This window comes from Pseudarthrobacter arbutini, from assembly GCF_054510915.1.
Window position 1 is genome coordinate 48,581 of the sequence record NZ_JBTNDQ010000004.1, and the last position, 18,309, is coordinate 66,889.

The window sequence follows — 18,309 nt, forward strand, 5'->3', positions numbered from 1 at the left end:
GCATCCACGCTATTGACTGTGCCCTCATCAGGGAAGCCCCCGCCGGTGGTTGAGCCGGGCGAAACCTGGATCTCGACGGGCTCGATCACCGCTCTCGACCGGGCCGCAGTTAGGTTCGTCACCACCGCCTGCGTGTTGCGCGAATCCGCGGGCCTGCAGCCGCATACTGGTGTTCATGCGGCCTCTCACCGCACCCCGGCCAGGCAGGAGGAAAATGCATGGAAACCCTGAAGAAGATCGTACGCAACCAGTACTTCCCCGCGGCCGCGGTGCTGACGGCGGTGTTGCTTTTCTGGATCATCGCCATGTTCGGCGGGCTCTCCCTGTTGAACAACAACCAGCCGCCCATGGCTACCTTGACGTGGATGCTGTTCGTCTATGCCGCAGCTGTCCTGACGCCGCTGGCAGGCATCCTTGCCGGTGTGGACCTGGTCCGCCGCTGGCGCCGCAACCGCATGTACGCGTTGGTTGAGCTGGAACGGGACGGGACCGCCGAGTACGAGGCCGCGCAGAACGAAACGGTGCACAACGAAACGGTGCAGGATGAAACGGCACAGCCCGCCGAGCCTGAAGCCCCAAGGCAGTCCGCCCCGAAACAGCCTGCACAGCACCGCCCGGTAACCCAGCAGCAGCCCGTGAAGCGCCATCCGGTGCAGCAGCAGCCCGGCAAGAAGCAGCAGGCGCAGACGAAGCAGCCAGCCCAGCCGAAGCAGCGCAAAAAAGCCGCGTAGCCGCTACTACAGCGCCAGCTCCACCCGGTTCCGGCCGGCCGCCTTCGCGGCGTAGAGGGCGGCGTCGGCTTCGCCCAGGAGAGTGTCGGCGTCGGCCCGGTGCTCGGCCGTGAACGCGGAAATCCCGGCGCTCAGCGTCAGCTGCCCCAGCGGATCCCCGGAGTGGACAATCTCCAGCCCGCGCACGGTATCCAGCGCCCGCTCCATAAATGCCTTTGCGCTCAGCTGCGACTGGTTCGGCAGGACCAGCAGGAATTCCTCGCCGCCGTACCGGTACACGCCGTCGCTCTTCCGCGCCGCACTCACCAGCGCCCCCGCCACGGCACGCAGCGCGAGATCGCCCGCCTGGTGCCCGTAGATGTCGTTGTAGCTCTTAAAGTTGTCCACATCGCACATCGCCACGCAATACCCCTCCGTGTACCGCTGGCTGCGCGCATGCAGCTGCTCAAGGTCCTCGGAGAGTTTGAGCCGGTTGTGCAGGCCGGTGAGCGGATCGGTCCGCGCCTGCAGCGAGAGCACCTTCCGGTAATGCGCCAGGTCCGCGTGAAGCGTGGTCACCCGCAGCGCCACCAGCAGCCGCGCATGCAGGACAAACGGGTCCAGCGGCTTGGTGACGTAGTCGTCCGCCCCGGCTGCGAGCCCGGCGAGCACATCGTCCCGGGACCCCTGCGACGTCAGCAGCACGATGTACGTGTACAGGTCCGCCTCGCGCGCCCGGATGGCCCGGCACAGCGCCAGCCCATCCATCCCTGGCATCATCCAGTCCGTGACCACCACATCGGGCTGGTGTTCCAGGTAGAGGGCCCACGCCTCGTCACCGTCCGCCGCCGCCAGGCAGTCATGCCCGGAGCGTTCGACGGCGGCGCGGGCCACCAGGAGCGAGCCCGGATCGTCATCTGCCACCAGGACTTTCACTGTGCCACCTCCAGCGCTAGATCGAGTTCAAAGTCCACGCGCACAAGTTCAGCTTCCAGCCGGCTGACCAGCTGCCGGCCGCCGTCGAGCTTTCCGCTGCGTCCCATGTCCTCCAGCTCGCCGCTCAGACTTGCGACGGCGGTAGCTCCGATGTTGGCCGCCGCACCCTTCAGGGCGTGCGCGGCCTGCGCCAGGGCCGGCCCGCCGCCGTTGGTCACCGCTTCGCGCAGTGCCGCGAGCCGCGCGGGAACGTCCTTCCGGAACGCCTCCGTCGTTGCGGGCAGCAGGCCTAGGCCGTCCTCGGGGCCGAGGTCGCGCAGCATGGCCAGCCGGTCCGCATCCAGCGCCGGCGGACGTCCACCGGTGACGGCCAGCAGCTGTGGAGCCTCCTGCTGGGGAGCCTCGTCCAACTGGGGTGCCTCCAGCTCCTGCGGCGAAGAAATCTGCGGCGCCTGCTCGGGGACCCAGCGGGCCAGGGCGGCTTCAAGCTCGGCGGCGTCCACCGGTTTGGAGAGGTAATCGTCCATGCCGGCGGCGAGGCAGCGTTCCCGGTCCCCGTCCAGGGCGCCGGCGGTCATGGCGATGATCGGGAGATGGCTGGCCCCGTCGTCGCGCCGGCGGATGACGCGCGTGGCCTCGAACCCGTCCATTACCGGCATGTGGCAGTCCATCAGGACGGCGGCGTACCGCGTGCTGGCGGTGGCGGCCACGGCCTCGGCGCCGTCGGCAACCACGTCCACCGCGTAGCCGAACTTGATCACCGTGGCGCGGGCCACCAACTGGTTCACGTCGTTGTCCTCCACTACCAGGATGCGGCCCCGTGATGCGCCCCGGAGGGACGACGCATCGGACGAATCAGTGGATGACTCCGGGGAGGACCCGGGGGACGAACCGGACGACTCAGCCGACGGCTCAGCGTCGGAAGGCCGGCCGGACCCAAGAGCCGCCGGGGCATGGTGTTCACTCGTGGACATCAGCCGGATCAGGCGGTTGTAGAACTCGGAGCTGCGGACCGGTTTCATGAGCCATTCGCGGACTCCGGCGTCGGCGATCTCGGCGGCGTTGACCTGCATGGTGGACGTGAGCATGATCAGCTCGATGTCCGCCAATGCGGCGTCGGCCTTGAGTTCGCGGGCCAGCTCCAGGCCATCGGTATCAGGCATGCAGAGGTCCAGCACGGCCAGATGGAAGGGTACTCCGGCTGCTGCGGCTTCGTGGGCGCGGGCCAGCGCGGCGCGGGCATCCGGCACCGCCTCCGGCTGCAGCTTCCAGCCGCGCAGCTGGGATTCCAGCACCAGGCGGTTGGTGGCGTTGTCGTCCACCACCAGGACGCGCAGTCCGGTGAGGAAACGGGCGGCCGGCACGGGATCCGTGGACGGCGGGGCAACGGGCACGGGGATGCGGAACCAGAACGTGCTGCCCTCGCCCAGAGCGCTGTCCAGCCCGATCTCGCCGTCCATGGCCTCAGTGAGCCGGCTGCAAATGGCCAGGCCCAGGCCGGTGCCGCCGTAGCGCCGGGTGGTGGAAGCGTCCGCCTGGGAGAAGGATTCGAACAGGCGCGCGTGGTGCGAAGGGTCGATGCCGATGCCCGTATCGCGGACCTCGAAGGAGACCATGGCGGTGGCGCCGGGTTTCGCGTCCGGCGTCTCCGTCGTCACCCGGATGGATACCTCCCCGGCCGCTGTGAACTTGACGGCGTTGGAGGCCAGGTTCAGCAGGACCTGGCGGATCCGGCCGGAATCACCGTGCAGCCTGGCCGGAACGCCCGGCTCGCAGTAGGCGATCAGCTCAAGGTTCTTGGCCTGCGCGGGCTCGGTCAGCAGGCCCGCCACTTCCTCCACAAGGACGCGGGGATCGAACGCCCGCACATCCAGGTCAACCTTGCCGGCTTCCAGCTTAGAGAAGTCCAGGATGTCGTTGATGAGGGACAACAGCGCCTCGCCGGCGCCCTTGACGCCCTGGGCGTACTGCTTCTGCGTCTGATCAAGCGGCGTCTCCAGCAGCAGTGCGGTCAGCCCCACCACTCCGTTCATGGGGGTCCGGATCTCGTGGCTCATGGTGGCCAGGAACTCGGACTTGAGTCGGCTGGATTCCAGCGCCGCTTCCCTGGCCGCCTTCAGCTCCAGTTCGGCGGCCCGGCGCAGCGTGATGTCCCTGGCGATGACGGCGACCCCGCGGACTGTGGCTCCTTCACGGATGGGGGAAATGGTCAAGGACACGGGGATGATGGCGCCGTCTTTGCGCAGGTGCTCGGTTTCGAAGCTCATGGCCTCGCCGCCGTCGCGGAGCTGCTCGAAAACCTCGTCGTCGCCGTCCGTGCTGCCCGGCGGCAGGAGGAAACGCGCGTCCCGGCCGATCGCTTCCGCGGCCGTGTAGCCGTACTGGTGCTGCGCTCCCGGGTTCCAGCTGGTGATGATGCCGTCGGGCGTGGTGCTCAGGATGGCGTTGGTGGAGGAGTTTACGATCGCGCCCAGGCCCTCCAGCTCAGCCGTCCTGGCCACCACTTCCTGCTCCAGCCCTGTGGTCAGGGTGAGGTTCTCGATGATGATCAGCACCTGGCGGACCAGGATGAGGGCAACGGTGGCTCTTGCCACCACCAAGAGGAAAGTGCTCATCTCATGTACATGCGGGGCCGCGAGCACCATCAAAGCGACCAGGATCGGCACGTACGGCAGCAGCTCAAGGGCCAGCGCAAACGCCTTGCGGTCCGGCCGAGGATTCTCCGCGTAGGGGAGCAGCGGTGCCAACGCAATCAGGAGGAAGGCGCCGATCCAGCCCAGGGCGAGGGGCGATCCCGTGACGCCCGTGACGCCGTCGAACGTCAGCCTCACATAGGTGCTGTCCGTGATGGTGAGCACCAGCAGGCCGCCGCCGAAACACAGCCACGGCAGCCGCTCGCCGGGCTGCCGGCGCATCCCCAGAACCAGCACCAGGGACGTGATGACCACGTCCACCACGGGGTAGCCCATGGACGTGAGCCGGGTCAGGAGGTCGCCGTCCGCGCTGAAGGCCGGGCCCAGCGCCGTATACCAGCTGACCACCAGGACTGAGCCGGCGATCACCGCGGCGTCCAGCACCGTCCGGGCAAGCCCCACGCGGGTGGTGCCACCGGGTCGCTTGAAGCTGAAAAGCGCGACGCCGGCTGGCACCGAATACGCGAGGAACAGGGCATCGGCCAGGGAGGGGAACGGGTACACGTGGTTGTTGGCGAGGCCGTAGTACGTCCAGACGGCCTGGCCCGCCGCCCAGACATAGGCGGCCACCGACATGAGGGTCCAGGCCCGGGCGTTCACCCCGCCGCGGCGCGCGACATGGGCGCAGCTGCGGCCGGCCAGCGCGGCGGACAGGAGGATGGCGAAGTCACCCGCCACCAGGGCCGTGGGCGTGCCGCTGTTGGCGGCAAAATACACTCCAAGAACGCCCAACACCACAGCACCAAGCGCGATCAGCCAACCCAGCCTGGCCGTGCTCCTGCTGATGGCGGGACGTTTCTCCAGGAGACCTGTCTGAGACACGCGGATCCCTCCCCATCGGTGCGCCCGTCACCCGAAAAGCTTGAGACCCGGGCCCGCCCGAGACCTGGGCGGAGACGCAACCTTATGATATCCCTCACATCTCAAGAAGGACCGTACTTCGCGTCCACATGTACTACTTGCCGGCCCGCGCGCTGCAGCAGGCTGGCCGCCACCCCGGAGCGGTATCCGGTGGCGCAGTGCACCCACACCGTTCCCGCCGGAATTTCGACCATCCGCCCCAGCAGCTCATGCAGCGGGATGTTCACCGCCCTGGCGAGGTGGCCGGCGTCGTACTCATCCGTCCGGCGGACATCGAGCACCACGTCCCCGGCGCTCCGCCCGTGCAGCATTTCGGCCCAGTCCACACGCGGATAATGCACGACGGCGGTGCCCGGCGCGAGTGCCGACGGGTCCGTTCCGAGGGCGGCGTCTGGGGAGTCGATGCCGATGCGGGACAGGTCCCGGATGGCCTTTTCGATGTCCTCTTCTGATCCCACCAGCGTCATTTTTTGGTTCCACGGCAGGACCCAGCCCAGGTAGGCGGTGAAGCTGGAGCCGCGGCCATACTCGAAACTCACCGAGCCCTGCAGGTGACTGCTGGCGAAGGCCACCCGGTGGCGCAGGTCCACCACCCATTCGCCGTCTGCGAGCCGGCGGCTGAGTTCCACCGGATCCACGGATTCCGGCACGGTGAGGTCCGCCGGCCCCGGGCCCTGCCGGTTTGCCGGCGCCATGTGCGCGTAGTAGGACGGGTAGGCGGTCAGGTTGTTGATGAGCTCCCGCACAAAGTGGTCCTCATCGGCGTCCGTGAACGCATGGTTGGTTTGCTGCTGTTCGGCGACGGTGGACGATCGGACACTCGACGCCGGCCCGGACGAACAGAACGAGCCGAACCCGTGCGTGGGGTACAGGGCTGCCGCCGGCTTGGCCTCGGCGGCCAGGCGGCGGACCGAGGAGTACTGGGCGCGGGTGAGGTCTTCGGTGTCCTCGTCACTGACCAGATCAGTCCGGCCCACCGACCCGTAGAGCAGGCTGCCGCCCGAGAACACGGCCTGCTGCTCGCCGTCGCTGACCACATAGCTGAGATGGTGGTGCGTGTGGCCGGGCGTGGCAACGGCCTTCACGGTGAGCCGGCCCACCTGGACCGTGCCGCCGTCGGCCATTGGCGTGTGTTCGAAGCCGACGTCGTCGTTTGCGCTGACGAAATACTCGGCACCGTGCGCGCGGGCGAGGATGAGCCCGCCGGTGAGGTAGTCGTTGTGCAGGTGGGTTTCGGCAACGTGGGTGATCCGGACGTCGGCTTCCGCGGCCGCGGCTTCCACCCGGTCCGTGTCCCGCTGCGGATCGATGACCAGCGCTACCTCGCCGTCGTGGACCAAGTAGCTGCGGTCCCCGAGCGGCCGCGTTTCGATGACAACGACGTCCATGGAACCCATTGTCCTCGCGTTCCTGCCGCTGGCTTAGTCAGCGCAGGCGCCCTTACCTATCCTTCAATGCCTGGATGGCGCGGTCTGCCTTTTTCAGGGTCCGCTTCAGCCGGGCGCCAGGCTTGGGGTGGGAGAAAAAGTACCCCTGCAGCAAATCGCAGTCCAGCGCTGTCAGGAATTCCGCCTGAACCGCCGTTTCGATGCCCTCGGCGGTGACCGTCAGGCCCAGGCTGTGCGCCATGTTGATCATGGAACTGAGGATGGGGAGGCGTTCGGTTCCGGTGCGCACCATAGACACAAAGGTTTTGTCGATCTTCACCGCGTCCACCGGCAGGTCCTGCAGCCGGCCCAGCGATGAGTAACCGGTGCCGAAGTCATCCAGCGCCACACGGACTCCGGCCTCACGCAGGCTGGCCAGCTGCTTGATCAGACTGCAGTCGGCGTCGAAAAATACACTCTCGGTGACCTCCAGGACCAGCTGGTACGCCCCCACCCCGCTGGCCTCGGCGAGACGGAGGACGTTGCCGGCAAAGTCACGTTCCTGCAGCTGGACTCCGGAAACGTTCACCGCCAGCGACCGGGACGGGTCTTCGTTCAGCCACGGCGCGAGCTCGGCGAGCCCTAAAGTCATGACAGCGGTACCGATCTCGCTGATCAGGCCGCTGCGCTCAGCCACGGGAATGAAGACCGACGGCTGGATGCGCTCGCCATCGCGGTCCCACCGCGCAAGCGCCTCGAACTGGACTACCTGGCCCATCCGTGGGGAGACAAGGGGCTGGTAGTCCACGGAGATTTCCCCCAGCGGAATGGCGAGCTGCAGGCCGGCCTCCATCTCCGTGCGCTGCACCAGGGCAGTCCTCATCTCCGGATGGAACCGCAGGAACCGGTTCTTCCCCGCTGTCTTGGCCGCATACATGGCGATGTCCGCTTGGCGGAGCAAGTCTGACGCGCCGATGACGGCATTTCCGATGGAGGCAAGCCCCAGGCTCAGGCTGGGCCGGAGCATGGTGCCGTCAATCCACACCGGGACGTGCAGGCAGCGCACAATGCAGGCCGCGATTGCTTCGGCGTCCGGGCAGGCGGTAAGCAGAACCACAAACTCGTCGCCTCCCAGCCTGGCCACCACATCCGCGTTGGGGACACAGCCTTTGAGCCTGCGCGCCACTTCCACCAGCATGTCGTCGCCGGCCTGGTGGCCCAGGATGTCGTTGACCTCCTTGAAATCGTCCAGGTCGAGCAGCAGGACATCCACGGTCTTGAACCGCGGCTCGCGGAGGGCTGCCACCAGTGCGTCTTTGAAGACCGCCCGGTTGGCCAGTCCGGTCAGCGGATCCTGGAACGCAAGTGCTCGCAGCTGTTCGGCCTGCGCGGCCAGGTCAGTCACGGCCTGCTCGGCCAGCTCCTGCGCCTGCCTGCGCGGAGTGACATCCCGGAAGCTCCACACGCGGCCCGCTATCCTCTCGCCCACGCGCTGCGGCCGCGAATACCTTTCAAACGTCCTGCCATCCTTGAAGTCCAGCACGTCGTGGCTCTCGGCCCCGGGGCTGTCCGCAACCTCGGCGATCCTGGCCATGAAGGCCTCCGGATTCGCGACCTGGGAGACGATGAGGCGCATGATGGGGTCTTCACTGTCGCCGTCCACCAGTTCAGGCGGAATGCCCCACATTGTCAGGAACTGGTCATTGAACCCGGCCACGCTGCCGTCGGAGCTGATGACCAGGATGCCGTCGGCGGTGGATTCGAGGGTGGCAGTCAGAAGCGACATGGCCTCGCGGAGGTCAGCGTCAGCTCCCTTGCGGTGTTCCGTGCTCCGGACGGAGACAAGCAAAACCTGCGAGCCGCCGTCGTCCAGCAGTGAGCCTGCCACCTCGGCTGCGAACTCTGTGCCGTCCCGGTGCAGTCCGTAGACTTCCCGCGGCGGCAGCGGTTCATCGGGCTGCGCCTGCAGGTGCTCCTGAAGCAGCCGCGTTTCGTTCCGGAACCCCTCCGACAGGAGCAGCCAGTGGTCGCTGCCGATCAGCTCAGCGAGTGTGTAGCCGAACAGCCTGCTGGCCGCCGTATTGGCCATTTTGATGGTGCCGTCCGCGTTGACCGCCAGAAGCGCATCCGGGCTGGCATCAAGAAGCATGCCGAACTTCGACGCGCCCAGATCCTTGTCCTGCCGCTTGGAACGCCCCATGCGCTACCACCCCCACGCACATCATAAAGTGCAGGTTGTGATCGCGGTACGAAAACGCGTGACTTTTGAGAGGCCCTTGGAAATGGAGGCCCAGGAATTCGCGCTTCTGCTGGTCCGCGGCGGTGGAAACGGGCTAAGAGTTACGCATTCCCGTCAGCCCGGCCCCGGAAACTTGCCCGGCCCCGGCAACGACGCTGACAGCGGCGCCGGCGTTGGTGCCCAGCCCGCGGACCACCCAGCCGTCCGCCTGCCAGGCAGCAGCATCGAGAACGTTCCTGGCGTCCAGGATCACCCGCCGCCGCACCAAAGCGCCCGCAGCGGCAGGGCTCAGGCGCAGGTACTCGTCCCACTCAGTAAGGAGAAGCACCAGCTCCGCACCCTCCAAGGCCCGCGTTGCCGAGGCTTCGAACCGCAGCTGCGGATACCGCAGCCATGCGTGGTTCACGGCTTTCGGATCAGTCACCGTCACGTGTGCGCCGGCCGCTGCCAGCCGGGCCGCGACGTCCAGGGCGGGGGAGTCGCGGATGTCATCGGTCTCGGGTTTGAAGGAGGCTCCGAGGATGGTGATGGCGCGTCCGGAGAGCCCGCCGCCGCACAGTTCCGCGGCCAGGGACACTGTCCGGGTCCGCTGGCGGACGTTGATGGCGTCCACCACGCCCATCCAGTCGTTCACCGGATCCACGCCCAGCGCGGCGGCCTGGCTGCGGAGGCTGCGGATGTCCTTGGGCAGGCACCCGCCGCCGAAGCCCAGCCCGGCATGCATGTAGCGGTTCCCGATCCTCGGGTCCATGCCCATGGCCTCGCTGAGTTCGGCCACGTCCGCGCCGGACGCGTCGCACAATTCGGAGATGGCGTTGATGAAGCTGACCTTGGTGGCCAGGTACGCGTTCGCGGCCGACTTGATCAGTTCAGCCGTGGCGAAGTTGCACACCAGGCGCGGAATGCCGGCGTTCAGCAGCGGCTCATAAACGGCATCCAGCGCAGCCGTCACGGCACGCGGCGCCCCGGTCTTGGGGTTGAAGGCCGCGGCGCGTCCGCCCGCCACACCGTAAACCAGCCGGTCCGGCACCAGCGAGTCCTTCACTGCTGTGCCCTGCCGCAGGAACTCCGGGTTCCAGCCCAGCTGCACGTCCGGCCGCCCCGCGAGGACGCCCTGGAGCATGTCCACCGTGCCCACGGGCACCGTTGATTTACCGACGACGACGGCGCCCCTCGCCAGGTGCGGGAGCAGCGCCTCGGTGGCGGAAACAAGGAAGGTGAGGTCGGCGCGGTCGGACGTCTTGGACTGCGGCGTCCCGACGCACAGGAAGTGGACCTGGGCGCCGGCGGCAGCGGCGACGTCGGTGGAGAACGTGAGGCGGCCGGTGCTGCGTCCGTCGCGTAGCAGTTCGTCCAGGCCGGGTTCGAAGAAGGGGGCCTGGCCGCGGCCCAGCTGGTCCACTTTGGCGGCGTCCACGTCGATGCCCACCACGGTGTGGCCCATGGACGCGAGCGTGGCAGCGTGCACGGCGCCGAGGTAGCCGCAGCCGATCACCGATATTTTCACAGGGACGCTCCACTTTTGGTTTGGGCAGGCTCAACCACCGGGCGGCGGCTCTTGGTTTCGATGGTTTCAGCCAACGGTTCTCCGGCGATTACTGATTGGTACTGACGCACCAGCTCGGCGCTGAGCACCGGCCACGTCCGCGCCTGGACCGAGGCGTGCGCTGTCCTGGCGAACGCGCGGCGCTTGGCGTCGTCGCCCATGAGGTCCATGACCCGGGCCCGGAAACCGGCCAGGTCGCCGGGCTGGTACAGCCAGCCTGTACGGGAGTTTTCCACCAGGTCCAGGGGCCCGCCGCGGCCCGTGGCCACCACCGGCACCCCCGATGCCATGGCCTCCTGGATGGTCTGGCAGAACGTCTCGAACTCGCCGGGATGAACAAAAAGGTCGAAGGACGCCACAGCCTTCGCCAGCTCCTCACCGCCGAGGAACCCGGTGAACACGGCGTCCGGCAGGGCTTCCTGCAGGGCGGACTTTTGGGGTCCGTCGCCCACAATCACCAGCTTGGCGTTCGGGACGTTGGCGAGCGCGGCGAGGTCCTCCACCTGCTTTTCGATGGCCAGCCGGCCGACGTAGCCGATGATGCGCTCACCGCCGGGGGCAACCGTTGCCCGCCACCCGGCGTCGCGCTTTTCCGGAGAAAACCGCGCGGTATCCACACCGCGCCGCCACATGCCCACTCGCGGAATCCCGCGGCCGCGCAACTGGTTCAGCGCGAAGGTGGACGGCACCAGGGTCCGGGTGGCCAGCAAGTGGATATTCTCCACCCGGTTCCACGCCCAGTTCTCCAGGAACGGCACACCATACCGTGCGGCGTAGCTGGGAACCTCGGTCTGGTAGATGGCTATGGTGGGGATCCCCAACTGATGCGCGGCCTGCACTGCCCGCCACCCGAGGATAAACGGCGATGCGAGGTGGACAACGTCGGGTGCGTAGTCGGCAAGGATTCGCTTGACCCGGTACACACCGCCCATCGCCACTCGCACGTTGGTGTAGCCAGCCAGCGGAACTGCGGGCACCCGGTGCACCGTCGCGCCGTGAACCACCTCGGCCGGTCCCACGAACTCGGAGACGGCATAGGTGGAAGGGGCGATGACCAGGACGTCGTGGCCCTGGTCCTCCAGGTGTTCAAGCACCCTCAGGATGGAGTGGGTCACTCCGTTCATCAGCGGCAGGAATGACTCGGCAACAATTGCGATCCTCACCCCTCCACGGTGGGTGCGGCTCCTGTCGGGGCGGGGTCACGCGGGTTGAGTAGAGGGAAAGGTTGGGTTAACAGATCAGCGCTTGGGGTCAGCCGTCGTGGCCGTGCCGCAGCACGTCCGGGAGTTCGTCCACATAGACCGTTTGCGGCGGCTCGAAGTAGATGACCAGCACCTCGTCGCCGACCGCGAAGACGCTCGTCTTGTCGAAGGGGTGGGCATGGAACGCGTTGGTGCCGCCCAGGTAGGGCAGCATGACCTCGCCGAGGGTCCCTGGCCCAATCCGCCCGGTCACGCGGCCGATCTTGCCGGTAAGGCTCCGGTCAACGTTTCTATGCATCGGGGGCTTTCGCGGGGCGCTTGCCTTCCCGGCTGTTCTTCAGTGCCGAGGACAAGGCAGGAAGGTAGTCGCCCACCTGGGCCAGGATGCCGCCCAGCATCTTGTTGACGCCCTCGCCGCCGTTCAGCACGGTCATCTGTCCCACGTGGGAGAAAGGCTCGGCCGCTGCGGCGATGATGGCCGGCATGTTTTCAGCCAGCTGCTGCGAAATAACGGCGTCCTGGTTGGTCCCGAGTGCTTCGGCCCGCGCCTTGATGCCGTCTGCCTCGGCCAGCGCCTTGGCCTTGATGGCGGAGGCCGCGGCGTCACCGCGGGCCCTGGTGGCAGCGGCTTCGGCCTCGCCGGTGACCTTCGTGGCTCCGGCCGCGGCCGCCGCGGCAGTGGCGTTCGCCTGGGCCTGCAGTTCCGTCCGGCGGGCGTTGGCCTGGGCTTCGAGTTCGGTGCGGCGGGCCAGCGCTTCGGCGGCGCTGATGTCGGCCGCCTTCTGGCCTTCAGCGTCGGTGCGTTTGGCATATGCCTTGGCATCGGCCGGCTTCCGGATGGTGGTCTGGAGCTTCTGCTCTTCCCGGTCCGCCTCAAGCTTGGCCACTTCCGTTTCCTGCACGACGACGTGCTGCCGGGCTGTTGCATCGGCCAACGGTCCCGCCTGGGCGGCCTCGGCTTTGGCCCGTTCGGCGTTCGCCTGCGCCACCGACTGCCGGATGGCCGAAATGCTCTGCGCGTCCGCGATCATTGCGGCCGCCTCGGCTTCCTTCTCGGCCGCCTCACGGTTCCGTGTGGCCTCCGCGATCCGGGCCTCCATTTTGACCTGGGCAATGTGGGGCTTGGCGATGTTCTGGATGTAGCCCGTGGGGTCCTGCAGGTCCTTGATCTGCAGCGAATCCACCACCAGCCCCAGCTTCTCCATTTCCACTCCACTGGCGCTGCGGACCTGGGACCCCAGCTTGTCCCGTTCGCGGATGATCTCTTCAACGGTCATGCTTCCGATGATGGACCGCAGATGGCCCTCAAAGACGTTGTAGACCTGGCTTTCCATTTTGGGCTGCTGGCCCAGGAAACGCCTGGCCGCATTTGCGATAAACGGCGGGGCGTCGCCGATTTTGTAAATTACCACGCCTTCCACAATCACCTGGATGCCCTGCGAAGTCACGCAGGAAACCTTTAGCTCCGTTTCATTTAGCGTCAGGGAAAGCGTGCGGACGGTCTGCAGGCCCGGAAATACCAGGGCGCCTTTCCCGGTGACAATCTTGAAGTCCATTCCGGCCCGGGTTTCCAGGGTCCCGCGGGTCAGGCCGGAGATGATCAGGGCCTCATTGGGCTCCGCCACTTTCCACATCAGTTTGATGGCCCCCCAGACAAAGCCGACCACCAGTATTGCCCCGATAATCGCGGCAAGAAGCGGGAAGAATGCTGACAGATCCGGCATGACGAGGTCCTTTCGCGTGCGGAACAGGCCTCCCAGGAAAGCCCCAATAATGACAGCTGCTCAGGCCTCGCCGGTATTGCGTGTCTCCAATTCCGGCCAGCCGGCCAGCTGTTGTAGACAGTCTGGTTGGCGCCCGCCCAAGAGTCCAGAGCGCGGGATGTTGCATGGGGGTTTCAACAGGCCGGATCTCGACGGGCCCGATCACCGGTTCCTATTTGCCGAGGATCTCGCGGGCAACGCGCTGGGCCTCAATCTCCTCAGGGGCAACGGTGGTTCCGCGGAGGTATCCGGCGGTGGCCATGATTTGCCGCAGCTCGGCGTGCGTGCGCGGCGTGCTCACTCCGTGGTGGGCCATGGCATGGCAATTGGCACAGAGCGGAACCAGATCCGTGAGCGGATCCAGCTGGTAGCCGCCGCCGAGTTGAGCCGCCGGCACCATATGGTGGACGTCGATGAAGTCCTTGCCGAGCTCGCCGTACGCCAGTTCGAAGGAGAACCCGCAGGCCGCGCAGCTGCTGCCGCGGTGCGCGATGCACGCCCGCCGGGCCGCCGCATCACGCTCGTACCGGTTGGCGGTGACGCGCACGACGGCGGTCTCGGGGTACGTGCCGGGCACAGGTTGGGTGGGGTCTGGTCCTTGCGCCGGCCCGTGAGTGGCCCAGAGCGCCCGGACCGCGGCTTCGTCGCCGGACTCCAGCGCCACGCCCTCGGTTTCGGCGCTGTCCCACACGACGCCGGGCACCGCTGCGTCGAGGACCGCCGCAGGCACGTGGTCGCCCAGCGGCAGGAGCGCATCGAACGCCACCTGCACGGTGAACTCAGGCTGGCCCGACGACGTGGCCGCCAGATCCGGGTGCCCGGGCTGCCCCGACAGGACAACGCCATGGCCGAGCAGGCCGGGGCCGTGCGCTCCCAGCAGGAGCAGCCACACGCCGGTGCCGGGGGCAACGCTCCGGCCCACGCTCCAGGGCTCCAGGTGCAGCCCTGTCACGGCGACCTGTTCAGTAACAGCCGCGTAGTTCCAGCGGTTCCAGCCGGCCGGGTCCCAGCCCAGGATGATGTCGCTCATGGGGCCATTGTTGCAGGCCCCAAATGTCCGTTCGCGCTTGGTCAGCGGGGTGCCGTTTCGGCAGGCTCACCCACCGACCGGCTCGGTCACCGGCTCGGCGGCCACTACCGGGTGGTCCCGGCACAGGTTCCCGAGGCCAGCGGCGCCTTGCGGCGACCCCAGGTCCTCGAAGAACTCCACGTTGGCCCGCACGTAGTCGGCCCATTCATCCGGGACGTCGTCCGAGTAGTAGATGGCCTCCACTGGGCACACGGGGTCGCGCACGCGCCGCAGTCCACATACTGGGACGGGTGGATGTACAGCGAGCGTTCGCCTTCGTAGATGCAATCCAGCGGGCATTCCTCGATGCAGGCCTTGTCCTTTCCATCAACGCATGGCTGCGCGATCAGGTAGCTCACGGCGCGCTACACACCGGTGTAGACGGTCTTGCCCGAGGTGAAGAAGTCCAGGGCCAGTGACTCTCCGTGCAGGAGGGCGGCACGGCGTTCGACGGCGGTGCGCACCACCGCCTGGTTCTGCTCAAATTGCTGCCTGCCAGCGGTCAACGATTCATCTTAATTAAAGTGAAAAGTTTTCTCCAGGAGTGCGGTTCGGGCGGGTGGGCGGCCGTCCAGCCGCCCACCGCACCTTGTGCTAGCCGAGCTTTCCCATCGGGTCGGGCCAGTTGCCCACTGTCGAGATGACGCGGGCGCGGTTGATCACAGCACTGTTGATGGACATGACGGGTTTTCTCCTTGACTGAACGTGGTGTCCGCGCGCCGGTGGTGCGCGGTGGTCATGGTCTGCCGCGAAAAGGGCAGAGGTGACCTGTTCAGTCGGGTGAGGACCCTGGATCGAAGGAAGGACCGGCCGGCAGCGTCACTGCGCCGGACAGGTGTGGTCCACTGGTGGCTGTGGGGAGGAATGGCCAGGACCCGCCAAGGTCAGCCGCCCCCTCGGACCCTCCGGCTGACCCGGAATTGGCCGTCCCGGCGCCATTGGCCAGGGCCGGGGGAATTCGCAGCGCAGGGTTTTGCGGCCCGTTTTTGGGGCCGGAAGCGCTTGCCGTTGCCTCCGGCGTGGAGGCCAAGCCTGAGCGGTCCTGGGCCGGGCCGAAGCCGAACCTCGGGGCGTTGGTGGCCGCCAGGCTAACCGGGCCGGCCGATGCCGGGCTAACGCTCGCATTGCTACCCTCCGCAACCGCGCTCGACGCCGGGAGGCTGGGTGCCGCCGTTGGCACCGGGCCGGGTGCCGGCGTCGTACGCGGTGGCAGGCCAGGCAGCGGCCGTATGCCAGGAACGGGCAGCAGATCGGGAAGCCCGGGCACCAGGACAGTGGCAGTATCAACAGTGCCGGTGACCGCTGGCAGCGCGGGGGCAGCCAACGCGTTTGCGGCGGCCGCGGCTGAATCCGCCAGGGACGTTGCGGTTGCCAGTGCAGTTCCGCTTGAGCTCACCACGGCGGGAGGCACCGGAACAGGAAGCGGTTTCGCAAGTGCCGCGGAAGCGGGCTTCAGGAGGTCTCCGGCATCCGGGACGGGGCTGGACGCGGTGGCTGTTCCGGCTCCCCAGACGAGCCACGCCAACGCGACCAGGAGGACCAACAAGACAGGCCGGGACGCGGAGCGGCAACGAGCCCGCAGTATCGCCCCCATCCGATTCCCCCCACGCCGATGGGCATCAGCGTACGCTCGGCCCCGGCCGCCGTCCAGCATTAGTTTTCGCCGCCGTCGCGCACCAAGAAGCCGGTGCAGCTGGTCGCGGAACGCGGCAACTGCACCGGCGAGTAGGACGAAAATTCAGAACTTATTGATCATTTCTCATTCGCGGCTCCTATATCCCGGCCTGTCATTTCCGGGCTATTTCCTCTCGCCGGACATGTTCCTGGAGAACAGCCAGCCAGCAGCTATCATCGCTACGCCCAGCACCAGGTGGGTCCAGTTGTCAGCCATGTTGAACGACAGGAAGTTGGCCGCCGAGTCAACGCCGACACTGAGCCCGAAAATGCTGAGGATGATGTACAGCGCGCCTGCTCCGATGAGGAAGTTCCGTGCGCCATGTTCGGTCCGGGACATCGCCCAGCCCGTTGCGCCGATGGCCAGCTGCACAATATTGAGCAGCATGGACACCTGGAACAGCCCAAGGAACATTGCATGGGAATCAGGTCCCAGGAACATCAATTCGCTGTACTGGGTGGTGACGCCGGGGATAAAGCCCAGGGCACCCACCACCAACAACAGGATACCTACTCCCATGCCCGCATTTTGGACGTCTGCGCGCCCAAAATGAACGTGTGCATGTGGGGATGCGGTAGTCATTTTTTTCTGCCTCCAACCACTGATTGCGGACATTCCAATTTTACGGCGGCCCCGCGGAAAAAGCGCCGAATCAGGCCCGGATGGGGACATCTGCCCAGCGACATGAGCGACCCGGATGAGGCGCCCCGACAGTCTGAACGCCCGACGACGGCGCCATCACCAGCGGCGGCCGTCCCGCCGTCGTCGTCCGGTTCTTCGCCTGCCACGGGCCCCGCCGGCCGCGGACTACGAACTCTGGTGAGGCACGTCTCGCAGGGGGAATGAGCCTGTCGAAGCCCGGTCCGGAGGCCCGGCCGTGACACCATGGGACACGATGAAACTGCGCGCTGATCAGACCGGAGACCGTGGCCTTCCCATGCCCTTGTGGTTGCAGGGAGGCCTCGAAACGGCGCAGGCTGCCATCATCTCCACGCTCCTGGCGGTGGTGCCCATTGTGGCCGTGTGGGCCACCGCGGGTTTCCAGAACGCCGCCTTTGATGCCCTGGCCCGCCTCGCCGGCCAAGGCTGGCTGCTGATTCACGGGGTGCCGCTGCAGCTCGCCGTCGTGTCCGGTGAGGCTGGTGCGGCCGGCAGTCCAGGCTCCGGCCTGCTGACCCTGGTGCCCCTCGGCCTGACCCTGATCCCGTTTTTGCTCGCCTGGCGTGCGGGGCGGCGCCTGGCCCGGGCCTCCTATACGGACCAACTGTGGCAGGCGCTGCTCGGGTCCTGGGTGGTCTACTCGGCGTTCGGCGCTGCCACCGGCTTTGTGTGCCGCACGGCCGACGTCGTCATTAACATCTGGTTGGCAATGCTCATCCCGCTCATCCCGTTCGCCCTCGGCATGGTGATCGGCGCCCGCCGCGAGGCAGGCTCATGGAGCCGACTGATCGGCGTCGACGCCGTCGACTGGATCTCGCGCACGAGCCAGCATTCCCGCTGGGCCGGCTCCTATTTGGGCTCCGCGGCGAAGGCGGGATTTGTGGCGCTGTCTGCTTCATTGGCGCTCGCCGGTGTGCTCCTGGCCGTGGACCTTTTTATCCACTGGAACCTGGTGATTGCTGTCTATGAAGCGCTCGACGCCGGCGCGGTAGGGGGTGCCGCCCTCACCATCGCGCAGCTTGGGTATCTGCCCAACCTTGTGGTTTTTGCGCTGGCTTGGGTCTCGGGCTCGGGCTTCGCCCTGGGCGTGGGCTCGCAGGTGGGGCCGCTGGGCACCGCCACCGGGCCGCTGCCGTCCATCCCCGTCTTCGCCGCTATCCCGTCGGGTCCGCTGGACTACGGGTTCGTGGCGCTGGTGCTGCCCGTTCTGGCGGGTACCCTGGCTGGCTGGTGGTTCCTGCGCGAAGGCGAAAACCACTTCGACGAGTGGCTCTCCATCAAGATTGACGCGCGCTGGTTCACGGCCACGGTGTCCACGCTTGCCCTCGGCTCGCTGGTCGGGGTTGTATCCGGGCTGCTGGCCGCGGGCCTGGCGTGGCTGGCCCGCGGCTCCGCCGGGCTGGGCCGGCTCACCGCCATCGGACCCGACCCCTTGTGGATGGGACTCTGGATTGCCGCAGAGGTGGGCATCGGCGTTGTGATCGGTTACGCAGCCGGACCGTGGCTGGAACGCCAGCAGCACGTGGATGAGGAAGCGGAACTGGCCCGCTGACTTTCGTGGCGACTGCTGGCGTGGCTTCTAGTGGTG

At 67.1% G+C, this 18,309-nt stretch carries 14 protein-coding genes and 1 pseudogene; 2 read left to right on the forward strand and 13 right to left on the reverse strand.

Annotated elements, in window-relative coordinates:
* The first annotated feature begins 218 nt into the window (after positions 1 to 218).
* Positions 219 to 731 (forward strand): hypothetical protein, encoded by a 513-nt coding sequence (locus tag ACX80V_RS05905; RefSeq protein WP_485842377.1) that lies wholly within the window; start codon positions 219 to 221, stop codon positions 729 to 731.
* Between the two features lie 6 nt (positions 732 to 737).
* Here the strand turns inward: ACX80V_RS05905 and ACX80V_RS05910 are convergent, their stop codons facing one another.
* From ACX80V_RS05910 to ACX80V_RS05970, 13 genes and pseudogenes are all read right to left on the reverse strand, one after another.
* Entirely contained in the window at positions 738 to 1,646 is a 909-nt protein-coding gene (locus ACX80V_RS05910; protein WP_485842378.1) for a GGDEF domain-containing protein, read from the reverse strand.
* The gene (locus ACX80V_RS05915) at positions 1,643 to 5,161 is read right to left on the reverse strand and encodes a PAS domain-containing hybrid sensor histidine kinase/response regulator (protein WP_485842379.1); all 3,519 of its coding nucleotides are present in this window, start codon (positions 5,159 to 5,161) and stop codon (positions 1,643 to 1,645) included. The genes ACX80V_RS05910 and ACX80V_RS05915 overlap by 4 nt, the downstream gene beginning before the upstream one ends.
* Before the next feature lie 101 nt (positions 5,162 to 5,262).
* The gene (locus ACX80V_RS05920; protein WP_485842380.1) at positions 5,263 to 6,588 is read right to left on the reverse strand and encodes a rhodanese-like domain-containing protein; all 1,326 of its coding nucleotides are present in this window, start codon (positions 6,586 to 6,588) and stop codon (positions 5,263 to 5,265) included.
* Positions 6,589 to 6,640: 52 nt separating this feature from the next.
* Positions 6,641 to 8,767, reverse strand: coding sequence for a putative bifunctional diguanylate cyclase/phosphodiesterase (locus ACX80V_RS05925; RefSeq protein ID WP_485842381.1), 2,127 nt, complete (start codon positions 8,765 to 8,767; stop codon positions 6,641 to 6,643).
* Positions 8,768 to 8,900: 133 nt separating this feature from the next.
* Complete coding sequence (locus ACX80V_RS05930; RefSeq protein WP_485842382.1) at positions 8,901 to 10,313, reverse strand: UDP-glucose dehydrogenase family protein; 1,413 nt, start codon at positions 10,311 to 10,313, stop codon at positions 8,901 to 8,903.
* Positions 10,310 to 11,515 (reverse strand): glycosyltransferase family 4 protein, encoded by a 1,206-nt coding sequence (locus ACX80V_RS05935; RefSeq protein WP_485842383.1) that lies wholly within the window; start codon positions 11,513 to 11,515, stop codon positions 10,310 to 10,312. Before ACX80V_RS05935 ends, ACX80V_RS05930 begins: the two co-directional genes overlap by 4 nt.
* Before the next feature lie 88 nt (positions 11,516 to 11,603).
* On the reverse strand, positions 11,604 to 11,852 hold the full coding sequence (locus ACX80V_RS05940) for an NfeD C-terminal domain-containing protein (protein WP_141139796.1): 249 nt from the start codon (positions 11,850 to 11,852) through the stop codon (positions 11,604 to 11,606).
* A complete protein-coding gene (locus ACX80V_RS05945; protein WP_485842384.1) occupies positions 11,845 to 13,278 on the reverse strand; it encodes a flotillin family protein in 1,434 nt (477 codons plus the stop codon). The genes ACX80V_RS05940 and ACX80V_RS05945 overlap by 8 nt, the downstream gene beginning before the upstream one ends.
* A 211-nt stretch (positions 13,279 to 13,489) precedes the next feature.
* Positions 13,490 to 14,347, reverse strand: a complete 858-nt coding sequence (locus ACX80V_RS05950; protein ID WP_485842385.1) for an HNH endonuclease — start codon at positions 14,345 to 14,347, stop codon at positions 13,490 to 13,492.
* A 66-nt stretch (positions 14,348 to 14,413) separates the two neighbouring features.
* Positions 14,414 to 14,745, reverse strand: a pseudogene (gene fdxA / locus ACX80V_RS05955) (ferredoxin).
* Positions 14,746 to 14,751: 6 nt separating this feature from the next.
* Positions 14,752 to 14,892: a hypothetical protein gene (locus tag ACX80V_RS05960; RefSeq protein ID WP_485842386.1), complete on the reverse strand. Its 141-nt coding sequence runs from the start codon at positions 14,890 to 14,892 to the stop codon at positions 14,752 to 14,754.
* A gap of 266 nt (positions 14,893 to 15,158) precedes the next feature.
* The gene (locus ACX80V_RS05965) at positions 15,159 to 15,929 is read right to left on the reverse strand and encodes a hypothetical protein (protein ID WP_485842387.1); all 771 of its coding nucleotides are present in this window, start codon (positions 15,927 to 15,929) and stop codon (positions 15,159 to 15,161) included.
* Between the two features lie 255 nt (positions 15,930 to 16,184).
* Positions 16,185 to 16,643 (reverse strand): DUF4383 domain-containing protein, encoded by a 459-nt coding sequence (locus ACX80V_RS05970; RefSeq protein ID WP_056347206.1) that lies wholly within the window; start codon positions 16,641 to 16,643, stop codon positions 16,185 to 16,187.
* A gap of 313 nt (positions 16,644 to 16,956) precedes the next feature.
* Between ACX80V_RS05970 and ACX80V_RS05975 the strand changes: the two genes are divergently transcribed.
* The gene (locus tag ACX80V_RS05975) at positions 16,957 to 18,273 is read left to right on the forward strand and encodes a cell division protein PerM (RefSeq protein ID WP_485842388.1); all 1,317 of its coding nucleotides are present in this window, start codon (positions 16,957 to 16,959) and stop codon (positions 18,271 to 18,273) included.
* The last annotated feature ends 36 nt before the right edge of the window (positions 18,274 to 18,309 follow it).